The sequence below is a fragment of the Streptomyces flavalbus genome (genome assembly GCF_042674625.1).
GTDB classification, from domain to species: Bacteria; Actinomycetota; Actinomycetes; order Streptomycetales; family Streptomycetaceae; genus Streptomyces; species Streptomyces flavalbus.
In genome coordinates this window covers 608,662-627,837 of the sequence record NZ_JBHTEB010000001.1, presented here as the reverse complement: position 1 = coordinate 627,837, position 19,176 = coordinate 608,662, and the positions used below count along the sequence as shown (strand labels likewise).

The window sequence follows — 19,176 nt, the reverse complement described above, 5'->3', positions numbered from 1 at the left end:
TAACTGTGTCTCACTGGGTGGAGAAGGTGGCGTCGGCCCGGTTGGGCGCCGTGCCGAGCGGCTGGACGTGCGGCAGGTAGTCGTAGTGCCGGAGGCAGCGGCCGGGGAGGCGGTGCGACTCGTACGAGACGCCGACGGAGTCGGAGATGTCCCGTCGTTCTTCTCCGCCACACCGCTTGGCATCCGCGCTCTGTAGAGGTTGGTGCCCCGACCGACGGCCGGGTCGTGCTGCGCGGACCGTTCGACGGCCGAGCGCGAGTCTCACGGAGCACCTCCTCCGGACCGGTATTTCGAACGTCGTTCGCAAACTCGGCCAGAACATAGGTCCTGCACCTGCTCGGGTCAACGCTTCTGTCACAGAAGGCGGCCGGAGGTCTTGAAGGCGATGGTCCTGGCGTCCGGCACCGGCCGGTGGGTGTGTCAACGCAGCCTGATTCGGTATCCCGCACGGCTCTGACGGCGACAACCCGCAGCCGCCCGTTCCGCAGGGCGTCGAGCGCCGCGGGGGCGTCTTCGCAGCCGAACTCCGCCACCGACAGTGCCAGCTCCCCCTCGGAGAGCCGCCGGACACCTCGCGGGCCCGGGGCGTCCACGTTCCTGCGGATGTGGTGCACCGGGTTGGCGGTCACCCCCGAAGGCGCGGGGACGACAACTGCCGCTGACGGCAGCCTCGACCTTGCGGCAACGAAGGTCACGCGGCGGGTGTCGGGGGCAGTTCGAGCCACCGAAGACGGACCCCTCCTCCCGGGTCCTCATGACTCGGCACGTGACACTCGTCAGCCGGGCTCATGGTGGTGGAGCCACGTCGGCGAGCCACTTCAGCGGACCGGACCGGACCGCTCCCGGCGCCCCCCGACTGTCGAACGCGTCCGTCGAATGCCTATACGCGCCTCCGCTTACCGGTGTACGGTCTCGGACCGATAGGCGCTTGGGAGCGCTCCCATTACGTGTTTCCGCACAGCACGAGGAGGAACGCTTGAAACGCTTGCTGGCTTCACTGGCGACCGCCGTGACCGCTCTCGGTCTGACGGCCCTGGTCAGCCCCCAAGCGGCGGCCGCCACCGGTTGCCGTGTCGACTACACCGTCACCAGCCAGTGGCAGGGCGGTTTCCAGGCCGGGGTCAAGGTCACCAACCTGGGTGACCCCGTCTCCGGGTGGACGCTGAAGATCGCCATGCCCGACTCCGGGCAGAAGCTCGTCCAGGGCTGGAACGCCACCTGGTCGCAGTCCGGCGCCACGGTCAGCGCCGCCAACGTCGACTGGAACCGCTCGCTCGCCACGGGCGCGTCCGCCGACCTGGGCTTCGTCGGCTCCTTCACGGGGTCCAACCCGAAGCCCACGTCCTTCACCCTCAACGGCGTGGCCTGCACGGGCTCCGTCACCGACCCGCCCACCGACCCCCCGACCGACCCGCCCACGAACGGCACCCCCGTGGGGATCAACGGGCAGTTGAAGGTCTGCGGGGTGAACCTGTGCAACCAGTACGGGCGCCCCATCCAACTGCGCGGCATGAGCACGCACGGCATCCAGTGGTTCAGCCAGTGCTACAACAACGCCTCCCTGGACGCGCTGGCCCGGGACTGGAAGTCGGACCTGCTCCGCATCGCCATGTACGTGCAGGAGCAGGGCTATGAGACCAACCCGGCCGGGTTCACCAGCCGGGTGAACAGCCTGGTCGACATGGCCGAGGCGCGCGGCATGTACGCGGTCATCGACTTCCACACCCTGACGCCGGGCGACCCGAACTACAACCTCGACCGCGCCAAGACGTTCTTCCAGTCCGTCGCCACCCGCAACGCCGCCAAGAAGAACGTGATCTACGAGATCGCCAACGAGCCCAACGGCGTGAGCTGGACGGCCATCAAGAACTACGCCGAGCAGGTCATCCCGGTGATCCGCGCCGCCGACCCGGACGCCGTGGTCATCGTCGGCACCCGCGGCTGGTCCTCGCTGGGCGTCTCCGACGGCTCCAACGAGAGCGAGATCGTCAACAACCCGGTGAACGCGACCAACATCATGTACGCGTTCCACTTCTACGCCGCGAGCCACACGGACACCTACCGCGCCACGGTGAGCCGGGCGGCCTCCCGACTGCCGCTGTTCGTCTCGGAGTTCGGCACGGTGACCTACACCGGCGGCGGCGCGGTGGACCGGGCGAGCAGCAACGCGTGGCTTGACCTGCTCGACCAGCTCAAGATCAGCTACGCGAACTGGACGTACTCCGACGCCAACGAGGGCAGCGCGGCGTTCAAGCCGGGCACCTGCGACGGCACGGACTACAGCAGCAGCGGCGTGCTCACCGAGTCCGGCGCCCTGATCAAGAGCCGGATCAGCACGGCGGACAACTTCCCCACCGGCTGACCGTACGACGGGGATCCGGCCGCTGACGGATCCCCGTACCCACCCCCAAACTGGGAGCGCTCCCAAAATCGCGCCAAATCCCTCCCAGCTCCAGGCGCTTCACGCATTCCACGCATTTCACGCACCTCACCTCACCCCCGCCACCACCCCCCACCCCGGAGGTACACGTGAGCGTCCCCCTCCCGTCTCTCCCACGGTTACTGACCAGGCCCTGGACGGCGATCCTGACCGCCGCCGTACTGCTGGTGTCCGGGCTCACCGCGATGTCCGCGAGCGGCGCGGAGTCCGGCTGCCGGGTCGACTACACCGTGAACCAGTGGACCGGCGGCTACACCGCCCAGGTCAAGGTCACCAACCTCGGCGCGGCGATCAGCGGCTGGCGGCTGACCTGGACCTACACCGGCGACCAGAAGGTCACGTCGGCGTGGAACGCGCGCGTCACCCAGACCGGCGCCGCCGTGGTCGCCGTGGACGCCGGTTGGAACGGCGCGCTGGCGACCGGCGGCACCGCCGAGTTCGGCCTCCAGGGCAGCTGGGGGTCGGCCAACCCCGCGCCGACCGACTTCGCCCTCAACGGCGTGTCCTGCGGCGACACCACCACCCCGCCGACCGACCCGCCGCCCACGACCCCGCCGCCGAGCGCGGAGTGCGGCACCGCGGTGATCTGCTCGGACTTCGAGGAGCAGACCGGCACGGCCCCCTCGGGCGCCTGGCGGGTCACCGCACCCGACTGCCAGGGCACCGGCACCGCGGCCGTGGACACCTCGGTCGCGCACAGCGGCGCCAAGTCGCTGCGGATCGACGGCCGGGCGGGCTACTGCAACCACGCCTTCGTCGCCTCCACCGCGGACCTTTCCTCGGTCGGCCCGGTGCTGCACGTCCGCATGTGGGTCCGGCACACCACCGCGCTCCCGGCCGCCCATGTCACCTTCGTCTCGATGCCCGACTCCTCCCAGAACGGGCGCACCCTGCGCGTCGGCGGCCAGAACGGCGCCCTCCAGTGGAACCGGGAGGTCGACGACGCCACGCTGCCCGAGCAGAGCCCGTCCGGTGTGGCGCTGAGCAGGCCGCTGCCCACGGGGAGTTGGCAGTGCCTGCGGTTCGCGATCGACACGACGGCCCCGGCGCTCGACACCTGGCTCGGTGACGAGCAGGTCCCCGGTCTGCACGCCGACGGCGTCCCCACCCACGACATCGACCAGCAGTGGCTCGCCCGCACCACCCCGCCCCGCCCGACGGCCCTCCGGCTGGGCTGGGAGAGCTACGGCACGGGCGACGACACCCTGTGGTTCGACGACGTGGCGGTGGGCTCGTCCCCCATCGGCTGCTGACCGGCCGCCCGGCCTCAGGCGCCCGGGGGAGACGCTGCACCACCGTCCCCCGGGTGCCGCTCGCCCTTCGCTCACTCCGGTCGAATGTTTCGAAGTGAACGGCGAATTCTGCGAGAAATCTTGACGCCGTTCACTGGCTCCCTATCATCCAGACTGCTCGATACTCCGACTCATGTTCGACATGCCGAACGGACATGGGTGGGCTGCGCCACCCGCACCGCAGGACACCCCACAAGTCAAGGATGACGAGGTCCCCATGCTCGAACGAAACCCAAGCCGCAGACACTGGCCCACGGTGCTCGCCACCGTCGTCGCGGCCCTGAGCGCGCTGGCGGCGATGCTCGTCGCCACCTCCCCGGCCCAGGCGGCTTCCATCGGCGCCCTGCGCGGCGTCGGTTCCGGCAAGTGCCTCGACGTGTCGAACGCAAGCCAGGCCGACGGGGCGGCCGTCCAGATCTGGGACTGCTCCGGCGGCTCCAACCAGCAGTGGACGGCGACGGACAGCGGCCAGCTGACCGTGTACGGCAACAAGTGCCTGGACGTTCCGGGCCACGCCACCACGGCCGGTACCAAACTGCAGATCTGGACCTGCTCCGGCGGCGCCAACCAGCGCTGGCGGTTGAACTCCGACGGCACGATCGTCGGCGAGGAGTCCGGGCTCTGCCTGGACGTCACGGGCGCCGCCACGGCCAACGGCACGACGGTGGGGATCTGGACGTGCAACGGCGGCTCCAACCAGAAGTGGACCGGCCTGACCGGGACCCCGCCGGACGGCACGTGCGCGCTGCCGTCGAGCTACCGTTGGTCGTCGACCGGTGTGCTGGCGCAGCCCAAGAACGGGTGGGTCGCGCTGAAGGACTTCACCAACGTCGTCCACAACGGCAAGCACCTCGTCTACGGGACGAACGTGGCAGGGTCGTCCTACGGCTCGATGGTGTTCGGTCCCTTCACCAACTGGTCGGACATGGCCGCCACCAGCCAGGTGGGGATGAACCAGGCGGCGGTCGCGCCCACGCTGTTCTACTTCGCGCCGAAGAACATCTGGGTGCTGGCGTACCAGTGGGGCGCGTGGCCGTTCATCTACCGCACGTCGAGCGACCCGACCAACCCCAACGGCTGGTCCGCGCCGCAGCCGCTGTTCACCGGGAGCATCCCCAACTCCGGCACCGGCCCCATCGACCAGACCCTGATCGCCGACGGGCAGAACATGTACCTGTTCTTCGCCGGTGACAACGGCAGGATCTACCGGGCGTCCATGCCGATCGGAAACTTCCCCGGCAATTTCGGGACGTCGTACACCACGATCATGACCGACTCGACGAACAACCTCTTCGAGGCGGTGCAGGTCTACAAGGTCCAGGGGCAGAACCAGTACCTGATGATCGTCGAGGCGATCGGCGCGAACGGGCGCTACTTCCGCTCGTTCACCTCCTCCAGCCTCAGCGGCACCTGGACCCCGCAGGCCGCCAGCGAGAGCAACCCCTTCGCGGGCAAGGCCAACAGCGGCGCCACCTGGACCAACGACATCAGCCACGGCGACCTGGTCCGCAACAACCCCGACCAGACCATGACCATCGACCCCTGCAACCTCCAGTTCCTCTACCAGGGCAAGTCGCCCAGCTCGGGCGGCCCCTACGACCAGCTACCGTGGCGGCCGGGCGTGCTCACCCTGCAACGCTGACCGATACCGACCGGTTCTCGTCACTCCGCGGTAATTGCCTGGACTGAGGTGCTCCGCGGCGGCCAGACTTCCCCTCTCCGAACCTTCGGGAGAGTGATGGGAACACCGGACACACGAGGACCGACCCCGGGCAGGAGCGCGGTCGTACTGGCACTGCGCCGGTACGGCCGCGAACTGCTGCGCCTGCGCCTGCTCGCCCTGCCCGCGATGCTGTTACCGGCCCTGGGCAACATCGGCCTCCGCTACGTCGCCCCCCTGCTGATCGCCAAACTCGCGGGCCAGGCCGCCGACGACGGCGGTCTCACCCTCGGCTCCGCACTGCCGTACGTCCTGGGCTTCACCGCGACCCTGCTGCTCGCCGAGGTGGTGTGGCGGATCGGGCTGCACTGCCTCAACCGGGTCGACGCCCTGGGCATAGAGCACCTCTACGTCAGCGGCATGGACGAACTCCTCGCCAAGGACGCGGCGTTCTTCCACGACAACTTCGCGGGCTCCCTGACCAAACGGGTGCTCAGCTTCGGCAAGCGCTTCGAGGACTTCGTCGACACGGTGACGTACCGGGTGGTGGGGAGCCTCGTCCCCCTCGCCTTCGGCGCCGTGGTGCTGTGGAGCTACCAGCCGATGCTCGTCGTCGGACTGTTCGTGATGATCGCGCTGACCGTGCTGGCGGCGACCCCGCTGGTCCGCCGCAGACAGCGGCTCGTCAACGACCGTGAGGCGGCGATCGCCCGGGTCTCCGGCCACGTCGCCGACAGCCTGACGAACATGGAGACCATCCGGGCGTTCGCCGCCGAGCCCCGGGAGGCCGACGAGCACCGCCGCCGGGTCGCGGACTTCCGGCGCCTGGCGCTGCGGTCCTGGGACTACGGCAACCTCCGCGTGGACGTCCTGGTCGCGCCGATGTCCGTGGCCACCAACGTGCTGGGCCTGCTGCTCGCCGTCGCCCTCGGCGGCCCGGGCCAGGGCGTCGAGGAGATCGTCGTCGCCTTCACCTACTACTCCAACGCCACCCAGATCATGTTCGAGTTCAACCAGATCTACCGGCGGCTGGAAAGCTCGATGACCGAGGCGGCACAGTTCACGGAGCTGCTCCTCGACCCGCCCACCGTGCTCGACCCGGCCGAGCCCGAACCGCTCGCGCCACGGCACACCGGCATCCGCTTCGAGGCGGTGACCTTCGCCCACCCCGGTGCGCCGCCGATCTTCCACGGGCTCGACCTGGACGTGCCCGCGGGCGCGCGGATCGGGCTGGTCGGCAGGTCAGGCGGCGGCAAGACCACGCTCACCCGCCTCCTGCTGCGGATGTCGGACCTCGACGCCGGACGCGTCCTGATCGGCGGTCAGGACATCAGCCGACTGCGCCAGGCCGACCTGCGCTCCCTGATCGCCTACGTCCCGCAGGAACCCGCCATGTTCCACCGCAGCCTGCGCGACAACATCGCCTTCGCCCGGCCCGACGCCACCGACGACGAGATCCTGGCGGCGGCGCGGGCCGCGCACGTCACGGAGTTCGCCGAGCAGCTCCCCGACGGCTTCGCCACCCTGGTGGGGGAGCGGGGCGTCAAACTCTCCGGCGGCCAGCGCCAGCGCGTCGCCCTCGCCCGGGCCATCCTGCGGGACGCGCCCGTCCTGCTGCTCGACGAGGCGACCAGCGCCCTGGACTCCGAGAGCGAGATCCTCGTCCAGGAAGCCCTGTGGCGGCTGATGGAAGGCCGTACCGCCCTCGTCGTCGCCCACCGCCTGAGCACCGTCGCGGGCATGGACCGCCTCGTCGTCCTCGACCACGGCACCGTCGTCGAGCAGGGCAGCCACGGGGAACTCCTCGCGGCGGACGGCGCCTACGCCAAGCTGTGGCAGCACCAGTCGGGCGGGTTCCTCGGCGAAAGTGCCGACGGATCGGTTCCGGTGCGGACGGCGTGACCCAGGGCGGGGCCGGAAACCCCCGGCCCCGCTCACCCCCGCCCGCGCGCCCCCGGCCCCGCTCACTCCGCCCGCGTGCTCCCCGCCGTGCTGTCCCGGCACAGCAGCCGGTACGGCGCCCTCGTGTCCGTCGGCGGCGGTGCCGTGCCCTCGATGAGGGCGACGAGGGTGCTGACCGCGGTGCGGGCGATGGCCGTCTTGTCGGGGGCGATGGTGGTGAGCGTGGGGGAGCTGTACTCGCCCTCCTGGATGCCGTCGACGCCGATCACGGCGACGTCCTCGGGGACCCGGAGCCCGGCCTTGGTCAGCGCGTGCATGGCGCCGATGGCGAGCAGGTCGTTGTAGCAGAAGACGGCGTCGGGCGGCTCCGGCAGGGCGAGGAGCTGGCGCATCGCCTGGGCGCCGAGGTGGCGGTGGAAGCGGGGGGTCGGGACGACGAGGCCGTCGTCCACCGGCAGCCCCGCGTGCTCCAGGGCCTGGCGGTAGCCGATGGTCCGCAACTGCGCGGTCTCGCCGGTGCTGTAGGGCTGGTCACCGATGGCGGCGATGCGCCGCCGCCCCAGGGCGACCAGGTGGGCGGTGGCCTCCCGGGCCGCGGCCACGTTGTCGATGGCCACGTGGTGGAAGTCGCCGTTGAAGATGTGCTCGCCGAGCAGCACGACGGGCACCCGGTTGGTCCGCTCGCGCAGTTCGTCCACGGAGAGGGACAGCGGGCTCAGCAGCAGCCCGTCGAACATCGTCGCCCGTGACTCACGGCCGAGCAGCTCCCGTTCCCGCGCGCCGTCGCCGTCGGTCTGGTCGAGCATCACGACGTACCCGTGCGCGCGGGCCGCGGTGATGACCTCGCGGGCCAGCTCCGCGAAGTAGGGCACGTCCAGCTCGGGTACCACGAAGGCGAGCATCCCCGTCCGGCCCCGGCGCAGGTTGCGGGCGACCAGGTTGGGCCGGTAGTCCAGCTCCTCCAGGGCCGCCTCCACCCGGGTCCGCAGCTCCTCGGAGACGGGCACGGACGCGTTGACCACGTTGGAGACCGTGCGGATGGAGACTCCCGCGCGTCTGGCGACGTCGCGGAGGGTCGCGCCAGCCATCCAGGTGCCCCTTTCTGTAGGTTCCGCCGGTTCCGCCGGTGTCCTTGTCTGCCGCCGGTGCCCTCGGGTCCGGACCGCCGGGCCGTTCCGGCAGACCGTCGAAGTTCCCGGCGACCAAATGCTACCCGGGTATTGCATCGTTGCAAAAGGCGTCGCATCATCTCTGCATCGTTGCAATCGGGAGAGGCGTGCGAGCCGCGTCCGCCTCTGAAGGAGCCGCGCTCATGTCCAGACCATCCGTTCCGCGCCGCAGTGTCCTGCGGGGCGCCCTGGGCGTCGGCGCCCTCGCCGCCGGCGTCGGCCCGCTCGCCGCCTGCGCCCCCGGCTCGACCGGGGCCGAGCCGCCCAAGCTCTCCGGGACCGCGGGCCCCTCGGCCAAGGGCGAGATCACCATCTGGAACCGCTCCGGCGACCTGTTCAAGGTCTTCGACGCGGCCATCGACGAGTTCCGCAAGGCGTACCCCGGCATCAAGGTGAACCACCAGGCCGTCGACATCGACGCCAAGCTCGCCAACACCCTGATCACCGGCGCCGACCTGCCGGACGGCAGCTTCTGGGACGACGCCAAGATCGGCAGCCAGGCCGAGCACCTCTACGACCTGACGGACCTCATCGAGCCGTACCGGGCGCGGACGTCGCCGTACAAGCTGTCGGTCAACACCGTCGACGGCCGGATCTACGGCGTCCCCTGGGACCTCGACCCCGGACTGCTCTGGTACCGGGAGGACCTCCTGGAGGACGCCGGGGTCGACCCGGCGGGCCTCACCACCTACGACGACCTGCTGGACGCGGCGCGGGCGCTGAAGGAGAAGAACCCCGAGGCGGGCCCCATCCACCTGGACAAGGACCCCTTCCTCGGCCAGCTCTGGCTGGAGATGCTGGCCAACCAGCAGGGCACCAGCCTCGCCGACGCCGAGGGCCGGGTGCGCCTGGACTCCAAGGAGTACCGGACCATCCTCACCTGGGTCCGCTCGGCGGTCGACGAGGACCTCGTCACCCACGCCGAGTACCTCAAGCAGGCGGACCTCGCCGCGCTGGAGGACGGCCGCCAGGCGCTCGTCCCCTGGGCGGTGTGGTGGTCGTTCGCGCCCCAGCAGCTCCTGAAGAAGACCAAGGGCAAGTGGCGGGCCGCCCCCCTGCCCGCCTGGACGCCCGGCGGGCCGCGCAGCGGCGCCATGGGCGGCAGCAGCTTCATCATCCCGGCCAAGGCGAAGAACCCCGAACTGGCCTGGCTGCTCTATGAGTTCCTCTGCTTCAAGGAGCCCGGCTACAGCGCCGTGTACGGGCCCGGCAGCGTCTACCCGGGCGGCCTGAACACCTCGGTGCCCAGCTACACGCCCGCCCGCAGGCCCGACACCCCGCTGTTCGAGCCGGTGGCGGCGCTCGGCGGGCAGGACCTGTGGAAGGTCGCCGTGGACGCCGCCGCCAGCATCCCGGCCGCCGCGCCGATCCCGGCCTGGTGGGCCAAGTCGGTCGACTACCTGGGCAACGACCTCCAGCGGCTGATGGAAGGGGACATGACCCCGGACGACGTCATCGACGACGCCACCCGCAAGATCCAGCGCAACCTGGTGGACCGCGCGTGACCCCGGCGACCCTCACCCCCCTGCCCCGCACCGAACACCGGGCCCCCGCGCCCCGGCGCGCCCGGCGTCGGCTGTTCCTCACCCCGTACGTGTTCGTCGCGCCGTTCTTCGTCGTCTTCGCCGCGTTCGGCCTGTACCCGCTCGTCTTCGCGCTGCAACTGAGCTTCACCGACTGGAAGGGCGCGGGCGAGGCCCACTTCATCGGCCTGGAGAACTACACCTACCTGCTCACCAGCCCCGAGTTCTGGTCGTCCCTGGGCAACAGCGCGGTGATGTGGCTGCTGATCGTGCCCGTGCAGGTCGTCGGCGGTCTCGCCGCCGCCGTGCTGCTCGCCAACGCCCGGCTGCGGCTGCGCGGGATGTTCCGGGTGGCGTTCATCGCGCCGTTCGTGACCCCGCTGGTGGCGATGGCCCAGGTGTGGATCGTCGTCTTCGACACCGACTACGGGCTGGTCAACCACCTGTTCGGCCTGGTGGGCCTGCCCGAGGTCGAGTGGCTGACCTCCACCACCTGGGCCAAGCCCACCCTCGCGCTGCTCTTCCTGTGGAAGACCACCGGGTTCGCGATCATCATCCTGCTCGCCGGACTCCAGGCCGTGCCCGCCGACGTGTACGAGGCCGCCGCGCTCGACGGGGCCTCACGGCGCCGCCAGTTCTGGTCGCTGACGCTGCCGCTGGTCCGCCGCAGCATCGCCTTCCTGGTCGTCGTCCAGACCCTCGCGGTGTTCCAGATGTTCGCCGAGCCCTTCGTCGTCACCCAGGGCGGGCCCTACGGCTCCACCACCACCGGCGGCCTCTACCTCTACCACCACATCACGGCGTCCGACCTCGGGACCGGCGCGGCCAACTCCTTCCTGCTCGTCCTGCTGGTGTTCGCCCTGTCCCTGCTGTCCGTGCGCCTGCTGCGCTCCCGAGACGAGTGACCCATGAAGCGCAAGAGCCTCTCCCAGCCCCGCCCCGGGCCCTTCCAGTACGTCGTCCTCGCCGGGCTCTCCGTCCTGTTCGTCTACCCCATCTGGTGGGCCGTCAGCTCCTCGCTGAAGCCCGCCAACGAGATCGTCCGCGCCCCGCTGTCGTTCTCGCCCGGCTCGGCCACCCTCGACAACTACCGGGCGATGTTCGACGACGTGCCGATCGGCACCGGGTTCCTCAACACCGTGCTGGTCGTCGCCGTCAAGGGCGCGATGACCATGTTCTTCTGCCCGCTGGCGGGCTACGCCTTCGCCAAGTACCGCTTCGTGGGTCGGAACCTGCTCTTCGGCGTCCTCATGCTCACCCTGATGCTGCCGACGCTGGTCCTGATCATCCCGCTGCTCCTTGAGATGAGCCAGCTCGGCTGGGTCAACACCTACCAGGCGCTCATCCTGCCCGGCAGCATCGACGCCTTCAGCATCTTCTGGATGCGGCAGACCATCGCCGCCGTCCCCGACGAACTCCTCGACGCCGGACGCATGGACGGCGCCAGCGAGTTCGGGATCTTCGCCCGGATCGTGGTGCCGGTGATCCGGCCGGGCCTCGCCGCGCTCGGCGTGCTCACCGCGATGAACGTCTACAACGACTTCGTCTGGCCCGTCGTCGCCGTCAACGACGAGAGCCACCAGACCCTCCAGGTCGTCCTCTCCACCCTCGCGCAGAACGTCACCGGCAACCGCATCGGCGCCGACTTCGGCACCGTCTGGGGCGAACTGCTGGCCGCCGGCAGCATCGCGATGCTGCCCGTGCTGCTGGTGTTCATCCTGCTCCAGCGCCACTTCATCAACGGCATCCTCGCGGGCAGCGTCAAGGGCTGACCACCCCCCGTCTCAAAGGGCTGACCACCCCCCGTCTCAAAGGGCTGACCACCCACCCCCGTCCCACCTCGTCTTCCCCAGTTCACGATCGGAGCACCCACACCCATGCCCACCCCCCGCCCCGAGTACCCGCACCCGCACTTCGACCGCTCGCACGCCTGGCTCACCCTCAACGGCACCTGGGACTTCCGCGCCGACCCCACCGCCCAGCACACCGAGGCCACCGCCGACGGCTACGACCAGCGGATCACCGTGCCCTTCGCCTGGGAGACGCCCGCCTCCGGCATCGCCGCCCACTGGCTCCAGACGGCCTGGTACCGCCGCACCTTCACCGTGCCGCCCGCCTGGCAGGGCCAGCGCGTCGTGGTGAACTTCGGCGCCGTCCACCACGAGGCCGCCGTCTGGGTCAACGGCGTCGAGGTGGCCCGCCACGAGGGCGGCTACACCCCGTTCGCCGCCGACGTGACCGACGCCCTGCGCCCCACCGGCGAGCAGCTCCTCGTCGTCCGGGTGCACGCCCCCGCCGACAAGCGGGACATCGTGCACGGCAAGCAGCGCAGTATGCCCCGCGACGACTACGACGGCGTCTGCTTCACCCCGTCCTCCGGGATCTGGCAGAGCGTCTGGCTCACCGCGCGCCCCGCCACCCACCTCACCGCCCTGCGGCTGCGCCCCACCGGGGACCTCACCGGCATCGCGGTCGAGGCCACCGTACGCGGCCCGCACGCCGACACCGCCCGGCTGAGCCTGCGGGTGCGCGGAGAGGCCGACCCGGTCCTCCTGGACGTCGGCCCCGACGGGACGGCGAGCGCCGAACTTCCCCTCGCGGCGCCCCGGTTGTGGTCACCGGAGGACCCGCACCTCTACCACGTCGACGCCGAACTCGTCAGCGCCGACGGCCGCGACCACGTCACCTCCTACACCGGGCTCCGCTCGATCACCGTCGACGGCGAGGCGCTGTACCTCAACGGGCGCCGCCTGTTCGTCCGCGGGGTCCTGGACCAGGGCTACTGGCCCGACACCGGCATCACCGCGCCCGACGACGCCGCCCTGCGCCGCGACCTGGAACTGGCCGCGGAGGCGGGCTACAACCTCGTACGCAAGCACCTGAAGCTGGAGGACCCGCGCTTCGTCCTGCACGCCGACACCCTCGGCATGTTGCTGTGGGCCGAGCCCGCCTCGCCGGGACGGTTCTCACCGGAGTCCACCAGCCGGTTCGCCGACCAGATCGAACCGATGGTGGAACGCGACGGCAACTCCCCGGCCATCGTCATCTGGGGCCTCTACAACGAGGAGTGGGGCCTGGACTGGGACATCCCCGGCGACCCCGCCAAGCAGCGCGCCACCGCCGACGCCTACGACCGGCTCAAGGCCCTCGACCCCACCCGCCCCGCCGTAGACAACTCCGGTTGGACGCACGTCAAGACGGACCTGCTCGACTGGCACTACTACGACGAGAGCGCCGCGTCCTGGGCCACCACCGTGACCGACCTCCTCAACGGCGACCGGGACGACTTCCCCGTCCGGCTCGGCCCCGACTACCTCGTCCACAAGAAGCTCGCCGTGCCGGGACAGCCGCTGCGCGGCCTGCCCAACCTCAACAGCGAGTACGGCGGCGGCTTCACCGGCCTGGAACGCGCCTGGCACCTGCGCTGGCAGACCCAGGAACTGCGCCGCCACGACCGGCTCGCCGGATACGTCTACACCGAGCTGTACGACATCGAGCACGAGAGCGCCGGACTGCTCGACTTCCACCGCCGCGCCAAGGACCTCGCGGGCGTCGACCCCGCCCACGTCAACGCGCCCACCACGCTCGTCCTCGACGTCACCCCCGTCGCCCCCGGCCGCGACCTGCTCACCGCCACCCGGGACCTCACCGTCGACGTGCGCGTCTCCCACCACGGCACGGAACCCGTCGCGGGCGCCCTGCACACCGTCTGGACCCCCGTGTACGCGGCCACCCCCGGCTCACCCGGCGTCCCCGTGCCCGGCTGCCGCGCCGAGGCCAAGCCGTACGTCCTCGGGGAGCCCGTCACCGTGCCCGCCACCCTGCCCGAGGGCTGGACCAGCGGGCGGCTGCACCTCGCCCTGGTGACCGCGGGCACCGTCGTCGCCCGCACCGCGCTCGACGTAGACACCCGCACCGCCCCGCACATCGGCGACGACCCGCTGGCCCGCCGAGCCGACTGACCCCGCACCACCCGACACCCCACCCCGCGAAGGAGCCGCCCCGTGCCCCCGAACCCACCACGGCGCATACCGACCGCCGTACTCGGCGTGCTGACGCTGCTGGCCGCCCTGCTCTCCCTGTGGGCCACGCCCGCGTCCGCCGCGCCCGCCGGACAGGTCCTCGCCTCCCCGGACCTCGCCGCCTACCCGCAGGGCGACAACAGCTACCCCCGCGCCATCCGCCTCGACCACGACGGCTCGGCGGGCCGGACCATGCTGGCCACGTTCGCCCGCCGCAACCAGAACGGCGCCAACGCGCTCCCCGTCTACCGCAGCACCAACGGCGGCCAGAGCTGGAGCGCCACCCCCATCTCCACGATCACCTCCCACACCGCGGGCTGGGACCTGGAGGCACCCGTCCTGTACGAGGTGCCCCGCACCGCCAACGGCCTGAACGTCGGTGACCTGCTCGCCGCGGGCACCGCCTGGGACGCCGGGAACTACACCGCCCAGAAGATCGAGGTCTTCAAGAGCACCGACCACGGCCAGAGCTGGCAGTACCTGTCCAACTGCACCCAGACCAGTGGCCTGCCCAACACCATCGGCCACGGCATTTGGGAACCCTGGTTCACGCTCGCCCCCAACAACACGCTCGCCTGCTTCATCTCCGACGAACGGCCCGCGAACACCGCCACCAACAACCAGGTCATCGGCCACTACACGTCCACCAACGGTGGCCAGAGCTGGAGCGCCAACCTCACCCAGGACGTCGCCTTCCCCGCCGACAACCTGGCCCGCCCCGGCATGTCCATCATCGTCCCGCTGCCCGACGGCCGCTTCATGATGGCGTACGAGCTGTGCCGCGACGCCACCGACGCCGACCACGCCTGCGAGGTGTACACCAAGACCAGCCCGGACGGCCTCAACTGGGCGCCCACGGACGGGCGGGGCACCCTCGTGCAGACCAGCGACGGCCGACAGCTCCTGCACACCCCCTACCTGGCGTGGCAGCCGGGCGGCGGCCCCAACGGCACCCTGCTGATGTCCGGGCAGCGCGTCGTCACCGGCCCCACCGGCAACAAGGCCGTCATGGCGGAGTCCGGCACGGTCGTCCTCGCCAACACCGGCCTCGGCACCGGCGAGTGGACCGAGATCGAGGCCCCCGTCCAGACCGCCCCGACCGGCGGCTACAACCCCGGCGAACCCTCCTGCCCCGGCTACAGCTCACCCATCACCCCGCGCGCCGACGGCACCAGCTTCCTGTACCTGAGCGCGACCTGGCTCGGCACCGGCAACCAGTGCCAGATCCGCTTCGGCACCGGCAGCCTCGGCGGCCCGGTCGGCCAGGTCACCACGCCGTGGGTCGCGGGCAAGTGCCTCGACGTCGACACCAACACCAGCGGCAACGGCCGCGCCGCCCAGCTCTGGGACTGCGGTACGGCGACGGGGCAGCGCTGGTCCGTCGCCCCGGACGGCACGCTGCGGGCGTTCGGCCGCTGCCTGGACATCGACGGCAACGGCACCGCCAACTTCACCAAGGTGCAGCTCTGGGAGTGCAACGGCGCGGGCGGCCAGCAGTGGCGGCGGCAGGCCGACGGCTCGCTGCGCAACCCGCAGTCCGGGCGCTGCCTGGACATCCCGCAGGGCGCCACCGCCAACGGCACGAAACTGCAGATCTACGACTGCAACGGCCTCGGCACCCAGAAGTGGAACCTGCCCGCGTGAGGTCCGCGGTCGGCGCTCAGCGCGCCGACCGCAGGTCCTGACTGCCGAGCACGGTCAGCAGTTCCAGTTTCTCCCCCGCCCCGGTCCCCGGGGCGGGGGAGAACCACAGCAGCCGCTGACGGCCGTCCTCGCTGAAGAGGTTGAGGCAGTTCACCTCCAGGACGCCCAGCGTGGGGTGGACGATCCGCTTGCGGTCGGAGCGCCTGACCGCCACCTCACGCTCCGCCCACAGCCGCACGAAGTCGTCGCTGCACCGCTCCAGCTCCGCCACCAGCCGTGACGAGTCCGGGTCGCGGGGGCCGCGCCGGGCGACCGCCGCCCGCAGGTCGGCGACGAACGCCCGGGAGTGGTGGTCGTGGTCGGCCTCCGGGTACAGCTCGCGGGCCGCCGGGTCGGTGAACCACTGGTAGACGTAGCTGGCCTGCGGCCCGGTCGCCGCCCGCGCCCGGCCGAGCAGGGCGACGGCGAGCCGGTTCTGCACCAGCGTGACGTGCAGGTCCGTGATCACCTGCGCCGGAGTGGTGGTGAGCCGGTCGAGCAGGTCGAGCATCCCCGGGTGGACGTGCGCGGCCGGGCCTCCCGCGGGCGGCAGCGGCCGGTCCGCGAGGTAGAAGATGTGGTCCCGTTCGTCGCCCGTGAGCCGCAGGGCGCGGGCGAGCGCCGCGAGCATCTGCTCCGACGGCTGCGCCTCACCCCGCTCGATCTCGATGTAGTAGTCCGTGGAGGCACCGGCGAGCATGGCGACCTCGTCGCGGCGCAGCCCGGGGACACGGCGCCGGGGACCGGCGGACAGACCGACGTCGGAAGGGCGCACCCGGTCACGCCGTGACTTCAGGAAGGCACCCAGCTCGGGGAGGTTCACCCTGCCAGTCTCCGTGACCGGGCGGGCCGCAGCCAGGGGATGTCACCCCCACCCTCCTCATCCAGGGGTCGCCGACCCCCGGGTGAGCTGCCACTGGTTGCCCCGCGCCGCGCCGAGCAAGGTGGAGGCCAGGACACGAAGGAACCCACGGCAGAAGGAACCCGAGGCACACCATGCCCACCTCCCCGAAGAAGATCGCCCTGGTCACGGGCGGTAACCGCGGTCTCGGCCGCTCCGTCGTCGAGGCGCTCGCCGCCGACGGCGTCGATGTCGTCCTCACCTACCGCTCCCACGAGGACGAGGCCAAGCAGGTCGTCGACGCGGTGGCCGACCTCGGCGGCAGGGCGGAGGCGATCCGGCTCGACGTCAGCGAGACGGCCGCCTACGCCCCGTTCACCGACATCCTCCGCGAGACGCTGCGCGCCGGGTGGGGCCGCGACAGCTTCGACATCCTGGTCAACAACGCCGGGATCTCCGGCCACACCGTCCTCGGCGGCACCGACGAGGAGACGATCGACCTGCTCTTCGCCGTCCACTACAAGGGCGTCTACCTGCTCACCCAGGCCCTCGCCACGGCGCCCGAGGGCACCGCGCCGCTGCTGGCCGACGGCGGCCGGATCGTCAACGTCTCCTCCGGGCTGGCCCGGTTCGTCACCATGCCCTACGCCGTCTACGGCTCCATGAAGGGCGCGGTCGAGGTGCTGACCCGCTACTGGGCGCTCGAACTCGGCAAGCGCGGCATCAGCGTCAACACCATCGCCCCGGGGCCGGTCGCCACGGACTTCGCCGACGGCTACCTCCGCGCCAGTGAGGAGGCGCAGCGGCACATGACCGGCCTGACGGCCCTCGGCCGGATCGCGCAGGCCGACGACATCGGCCCCGCCGTCGCCGCCCTGGTGCGCGACGGCACCGCCTGGATCACCGGCCAGCGCATCGAGGCCAGCGGCGGCTTCCGCCTCTGACGCCTCGCTGACGCCCTGGCGAGGGCGGTCGTGCCCGCCGCCCTCGCCGGGGCGGGACCGGTCAGGGCAGCCGGTAGTCGGCGTTCAGGACGGCGCCGCGCTCGGGGTGGTTCTGGTCGTAGCCGCGCGCGTCGCACTGGAGGCCGCCCACCACGCAGTGGTCGACCATGGCCTTCAGGGTGCGTTCCTCCCAGGCGTTGAAGAAGTCGTAGTGGAACGAGTAGCCGCGCCCGCTGGCCAGCCGGACCTGTGACATGTCACCGTCCACCGGGAAGGCCATCTTGAACTCGATCATCGGCAGGGCCACCGGATGGCTGGCCGGGCAGACGTCGTCGTTCGTGCCGGGCTTCACCAGCGGGTAGGCCATGTGGCTCTGGTGGTCCGGGGTGTCCAGGTACCGGCCGTCCCAGCAACTGGGCGCCTGCATCCGGATGTTGAGCTGGGTCCCGGCCGGACAGGTGCCCTGCGGGAAGTCGACGTTCTTGAAGCTGTCGCCGCACTCCCAGCCCTCCACCCAGCCGGGGTGGTCCCGGAACTGCTCCGCGCTCTGCGTCGGGCTGCCGACCACGAACCGCAGCCCCTTGGGGAAGGGCCGCACGCTGGTGTAGTCGGTCACCCCCGACTTGTAGTAGATGACCTGCGGCCCGACCGGAAGCACCTTCTGGTCCCCCTTGAACAGCGACGGCATCCAGTACGCCGAGCCGTCCGCGGGCGCCTTGCAGGTGGTCGCGCCGCCGTAGAGCGAGCCGGTGGTGCTGTGCGCGTTCGTCGAGGTGTTGCCCATGAAGGTGTGGTCGTGGGACCTGCCCGGCTGCCCGGGGTAGACGATCGGGTCGTCCGGGGCGGTGTGCGTCACCGCGCAGTTGGCCTGGAACTCGTGGAAGTACGCGGGCGGCGGCACCTTCTCGGACGGTGTCACACCGGTGACGGGCGGCTCGACGGGGAGGTACCCGTCCCCGTCCGGGTCGTCGGCCGACGCCTGCGTCGACACGGGCATCGTGTGCCCGGCGTGGGCGGCGGTGGTGGCGGTGGCGTCCGGCGCGTGGGCCGTGAGGCCGAGCGCCAGGCCGCTGGCCGCGAGGGCGCAGCCAAGGAGTAACGCCGGGAGCTGTTTCGGACGTGAGCGCATGGGGGTCACCTGCCAGGGAAAGGGCGGACGGGCCGTCAGGCGTAGACGCCGAACTCGTACAGCGAGTAGCCGTAGCCCGTGCCGCGTGCGGTGAGGTGCAGACGTACGTGGCGGGCGGTCGCCGAGACGTTGATCGTGTCGACGTCGCCGTCACCGGTCGTGGTGGAGTGGATGGTGCGCCAGGTGGTGCCGTCGTCGGACACCCACACCTCGTAGGCCCTGGCGTAGGCGGACTCCCAGGTGAGCACCACCCGGCTGAGGTCGCGGCGCTCACCGAGGTCGACCTGGAGCCATTCGGCGTCGCGCCACTGGCTGGCCCAGCGGGTGCCGGTGAGGTTGCCGTCGACGGCGGCGGCGGAGAAGGCGTCGCCCTCCTGGCTGGAGGCGGTGGCCCGCCTGCCCTGCGACAGCAGCGACTCGGCGGCGTCGGCGGGCGCGGTGGTGAGGGTGAGGCAGGAGGCGAGCAGGGCGCCGAACGTGAGGGCGGCGGCCGTGCGGCGGACGCGCCGGGGTGGGGGAGTGGGGGACCGGGACATGGCGGCTCCTGGAGGGAGTGGGGGGAACCGAACCG

General features: G+C 71.2%; 15 protein-coding genes. 10 read left to right on the top strand and 5 right to left on the bottom strand.

The genetic code is table 11. From position 1 onward, the window contains the following. Window positions 1-10: 10 nt before the first annotated feature. The gene (locus tag ACFQZ6_RS02750; RefSeq protein ID WP_381604737.1) at window positions 11-265 is read right to left on the bottom strand and encodes an AbfB domain-containing protein; all 255 of its coding nucleotides are present in this window, start codon (window positions 263-265) and stop codon (window positions 11-13) included. A gap of 711 nt (window positions 266-976) precedes the next feature. Here ACFQZ6_RS02750 and ACFQZ6_RS02745 point away from each other — a divergent pair. The 4 genes from ACFQZ6_RS02745 to ACFQZ6_RS02730 all read left to right on the top strand — a co-directional run bounded on the left by ACFQZ6_RS02745 (window position 977) and on the right by ACFQZ6_RS02730 (window position 7,294). Beyond that, window positions 977-2,362 carry a cellulase family glycosylhydrolase gene (locus tag ACFQZ6_RS02745; protein WP_381604736.1) on the top strand — a complete coding sequence of 462 codons (1,386 nt, stop codon included), beginning with the start codon at window positions 977-979 and terminating at the stop codon, window positions 2,360-2,362. A gap of 263 nt (window positions 2,363-2,625) precedes the next feature. Then, window positions 2,626-3,693, top strand: coding sequence for a cellulose-binding domain-containing protein (locus ACFQZ6_RS02740; RefSeq protein WP_381618010.1), 1,068 nt, complete (start codon window positions 2,626-2,628; stop codon window positions 3,691-3,693). Between the two features lie 256 nt (window positions 3,694-3,949). Then, window positions 3,950-5,374, top strand: a complete 1,425-nt coding sequence (locus tag ACFQZ6_RS02735; RefSeq protein ID WP_381604735.1) for a non-reducing end alpha-L-arabinofuranosidase family hydrolase — start codon at window positions 3,950-3,952, stop codon at window positions 5,372-5,374. A 96-nt stretch (window positions 5,375-5,470) separates the two neighbouring features. After that, complete coding sequence (locus tag ACFQZ6_RS02730) at window positions 5,471-7,294, top strand: ABC transporter ATP-binding protein (RefSeq protein WP_381604734.1); 1,824 nt, start codon at window positions 5,471-5,473, stop codon at window positions 7,292-7,294. A gap of 62 nt (window positions 7,295-7,356) precedes the next feature. On the opposite strand, the gene ACFQZ6_RS02725 is transcribed toward ACFQZ6_RS02730, so the two are convergent. Then, complete coding sequence (locus ACFQZ6_RS02725; protein WP_381604733.1) at window positions 7,357-8,382, bottom strand: LacI family DNA-binding transcriptional regulator; 1,026 nt, start codon at window positions 8,380-8,382, stop codon at window positions 7,357-7,359. Window positions 8,383-8,606: 224 nt separating this feature from the next. Here ACFQZ6_RS02725 and ACFQZ6_RS02720 point away from each other — a divergent pair, with 224 nt between their 5' ends. The 5 genes from ACFQZ6_RS02720 (at window position 8,607) to ACFQZ6_RS02700 (ending at window position 15,652) form a co-directional block, all read left to right on the top strand. Continuing rightward, window positions 8,607-9,968, top strand: coding sequence for an ABC transporter substrate-binding protein (locus ACFQZ6_RS02720; RefSeq protein WP_381604732.1), 1,362 nt, complete (start codon window positions 8,607-8,609; stop codon window positions 9,966-9,968). Further along, on the top strand, window positions 9,965-10,891 hold the full coding sequence (locus ACFQZ6_RS02715) for a carbohydrate ABC transporter permease (RefSeq protein WP_381604731.1): 927 nt from the start codon (window positions 9,965-9,967) through the stop codon (window positions 10,889-10,891). Before ACFQZ6_RS02720 ends, ACFQZ6_RS02715 begins: the two co-directional genes overlap by 4 nt. Before the next feature lie 3 nt (window positions 10,892-10,894). Beyond that, entirely contained in the window at window positions 10,895-11,758 is an 864-nt protein-coding gene (locus ACFQZ6_RS02710) for a carbohydrate ABC transporter permease (protein WP_381604730.1), read from the top strand. Window positions 11,759-11,863: 105 nt separating this feature from the next. Next, entirely contained in the window at window positions 11,864-13,948 is a 2,085-nt protein-coding gene (locus ACFQZ6_RS02705) for a glycoside hydrolase family 2 protein (protein WP_381604729.1), read from the top strand. A 42-nt stretch (window positions 13,949-13,990) separates the two neighbouring features. Further along, window positions 13,991-15,652 (top strand): ricin-type beta-trefoil lectin domain protein, encoded by a 1,662-nt coding sequence (locus ACFQZ6_RS02700; protein ID WP_381604728.1) that lies wholly within the window; start codon window positions 13,991-13,993, stop codon window positions 15,650-15,652. A gap of 16 nt (window positions 15,653-15,668) precedes the next feature. Here ACFQZ6_RS02700 and ACFQZ6_RS02695 read toward each other — a convergent pair whose 3' ends face one another. Beyond that, the gene (locus tag ACFQZ6_RS02695) at window positions 15,669-16,514 is read right to left on the bottom strand and encodes an MmyB family transcriptional regulator (protein WP_381604727.1); all 846 of its coding nucleotides are present in this window, start codon (window positions 16,512-16,514) and stop codon (window positions 15,669-15,671) included. A 173-nt stretch (window positions 16,515-16,687) separates the two neighbouring features. Here ACFQZ6_RS02695 and ACFQZ6_RS02690 point away from each other — a divergent pair, with 173 nt between their 5' ends. After that, a complete protein-coding gene (locus ACFQZ6_RS02690; protein WP_381604726.1) occupies window positions 16,688-17,476 on the top strand; it encodes an SDR family NAD(P)-dependent oxidoreductase in 789 nt (262 codons plus the stop codon). A 61-nt stretch (window positions 17,477-17,537) separates the two neighbouring features. Here the strand turns inward: ACFQZ6_RS02690 and ACFQZ6_RS02685 are convergent, their stop codons facing one another. Both ACFQZ6_RS02685 and ACFQZ6_RS02680 read right to left on the bottom strand, forming a co-directional pair. After that, window positions 17,538-18,605 carry a DUF1996 domain-containing protein gene (locus ACFQZ6_RS02685; RefSeq protein ID WP_381604725.1) on the bottom strand — a complete coding sequence of 356 codons (1,068 nt, stop codon included), beginning with the start codon at window positions 18,603-18,605 and terminating at the stop codon, window positions 17,538-17,540. A 35-nt stretch (window positions 18,606-18,640) separates the two neighbouring features. Beyond that, a complete protein-coding gene (locus ACFQZ6_RS02680; protein WP_381604724.1) occupies window positions 18,641-19,141 on the bottom strand; it encodes a discoidin domain-containing protein in 501 nt (166 codons plus the stop codon). Window positions 19,142-19,176 lie beyond the last annotated feature (35 nt).

Excerpts from the sequence above, each read along its gene's own strand:
- ACFQZ6_RS02740 (WP_381618010.1), top strand. The coding sequence starts at position 2,626 with ATGTCCGCGAGCGGCGCGGAGTCCGGCTGCCGGGTCGACTACACCGTG.
- ACFQZ6_RS02680 (WP_381604724.1), bottom strand. The coding sequence starts at position 19,141 with ATGTCCCGGTCCCCCACTCCCCCACCCCGGCGCGTCCGCCGCACGGCC.
- ACFQZ6_RS02735 (WP_381604735.1), top strand. The coding sequence starts at position 3,950 with ATGCTCGAACGAAACCCAAGCCGCAGACACTGGCCCACGGTGCTCGCC.
- ACFQZ6_RS02725 (WP_381604733.1), bottom strand. The coding sequence starts at position 8,382 with ATGGCTGGCGCGACCCTCCGCGACGTCGCCAGACGCGCGGGAGTCTCC.
- ACFQZ6_RS02705 (WP_381604729.1), top strand. The coding sequence starts at position 11,864 with ATGCCCACCCCCCGCCCCGAGTACCCGCACCCGCACTTCGACCGCTCG.
- ACFQZ6_RS02730 (WP_381604734.1), top strand. The coding sequence starts at position 5,471 with ATGGGAACACCGGACACACGAGGACCGACCCCGGGCAGGAGCGCGGTC.
- ACFQZ6_RS02685 (WP_381604725.1), bottom strand. The coding sequence starts at position 18,605 with ATGCGCTCACGTCCGAAACAGCTCCCGGCGTTACTCCTTGGCTGCGCC.
- ACFQZ6_RS02720 (WP_381604732.1), top strand. The coding sequence starts at position 8,607 with ATGTCCAGACCATCCGTTCCGCGCCGCAGTGTCCTGCGGGGCGCCCTG.
- ACFQZ6_RS02710 (WP_381604730.1), top strand. The coding sequence starts at position 10,895 with ATGAAGCGCAAGAGCCTCTCCCAGCCCCGCCCCGGGCCCTTCCAGTAC.
- ACFQZ6_RS02690 (WP_381604726.1), top strand. The coding sequence starts at position 16,688 with ATGCCCACCTCCCCGAAGAAGATCGCCCTGGTCACGGGCGGTAACCGC.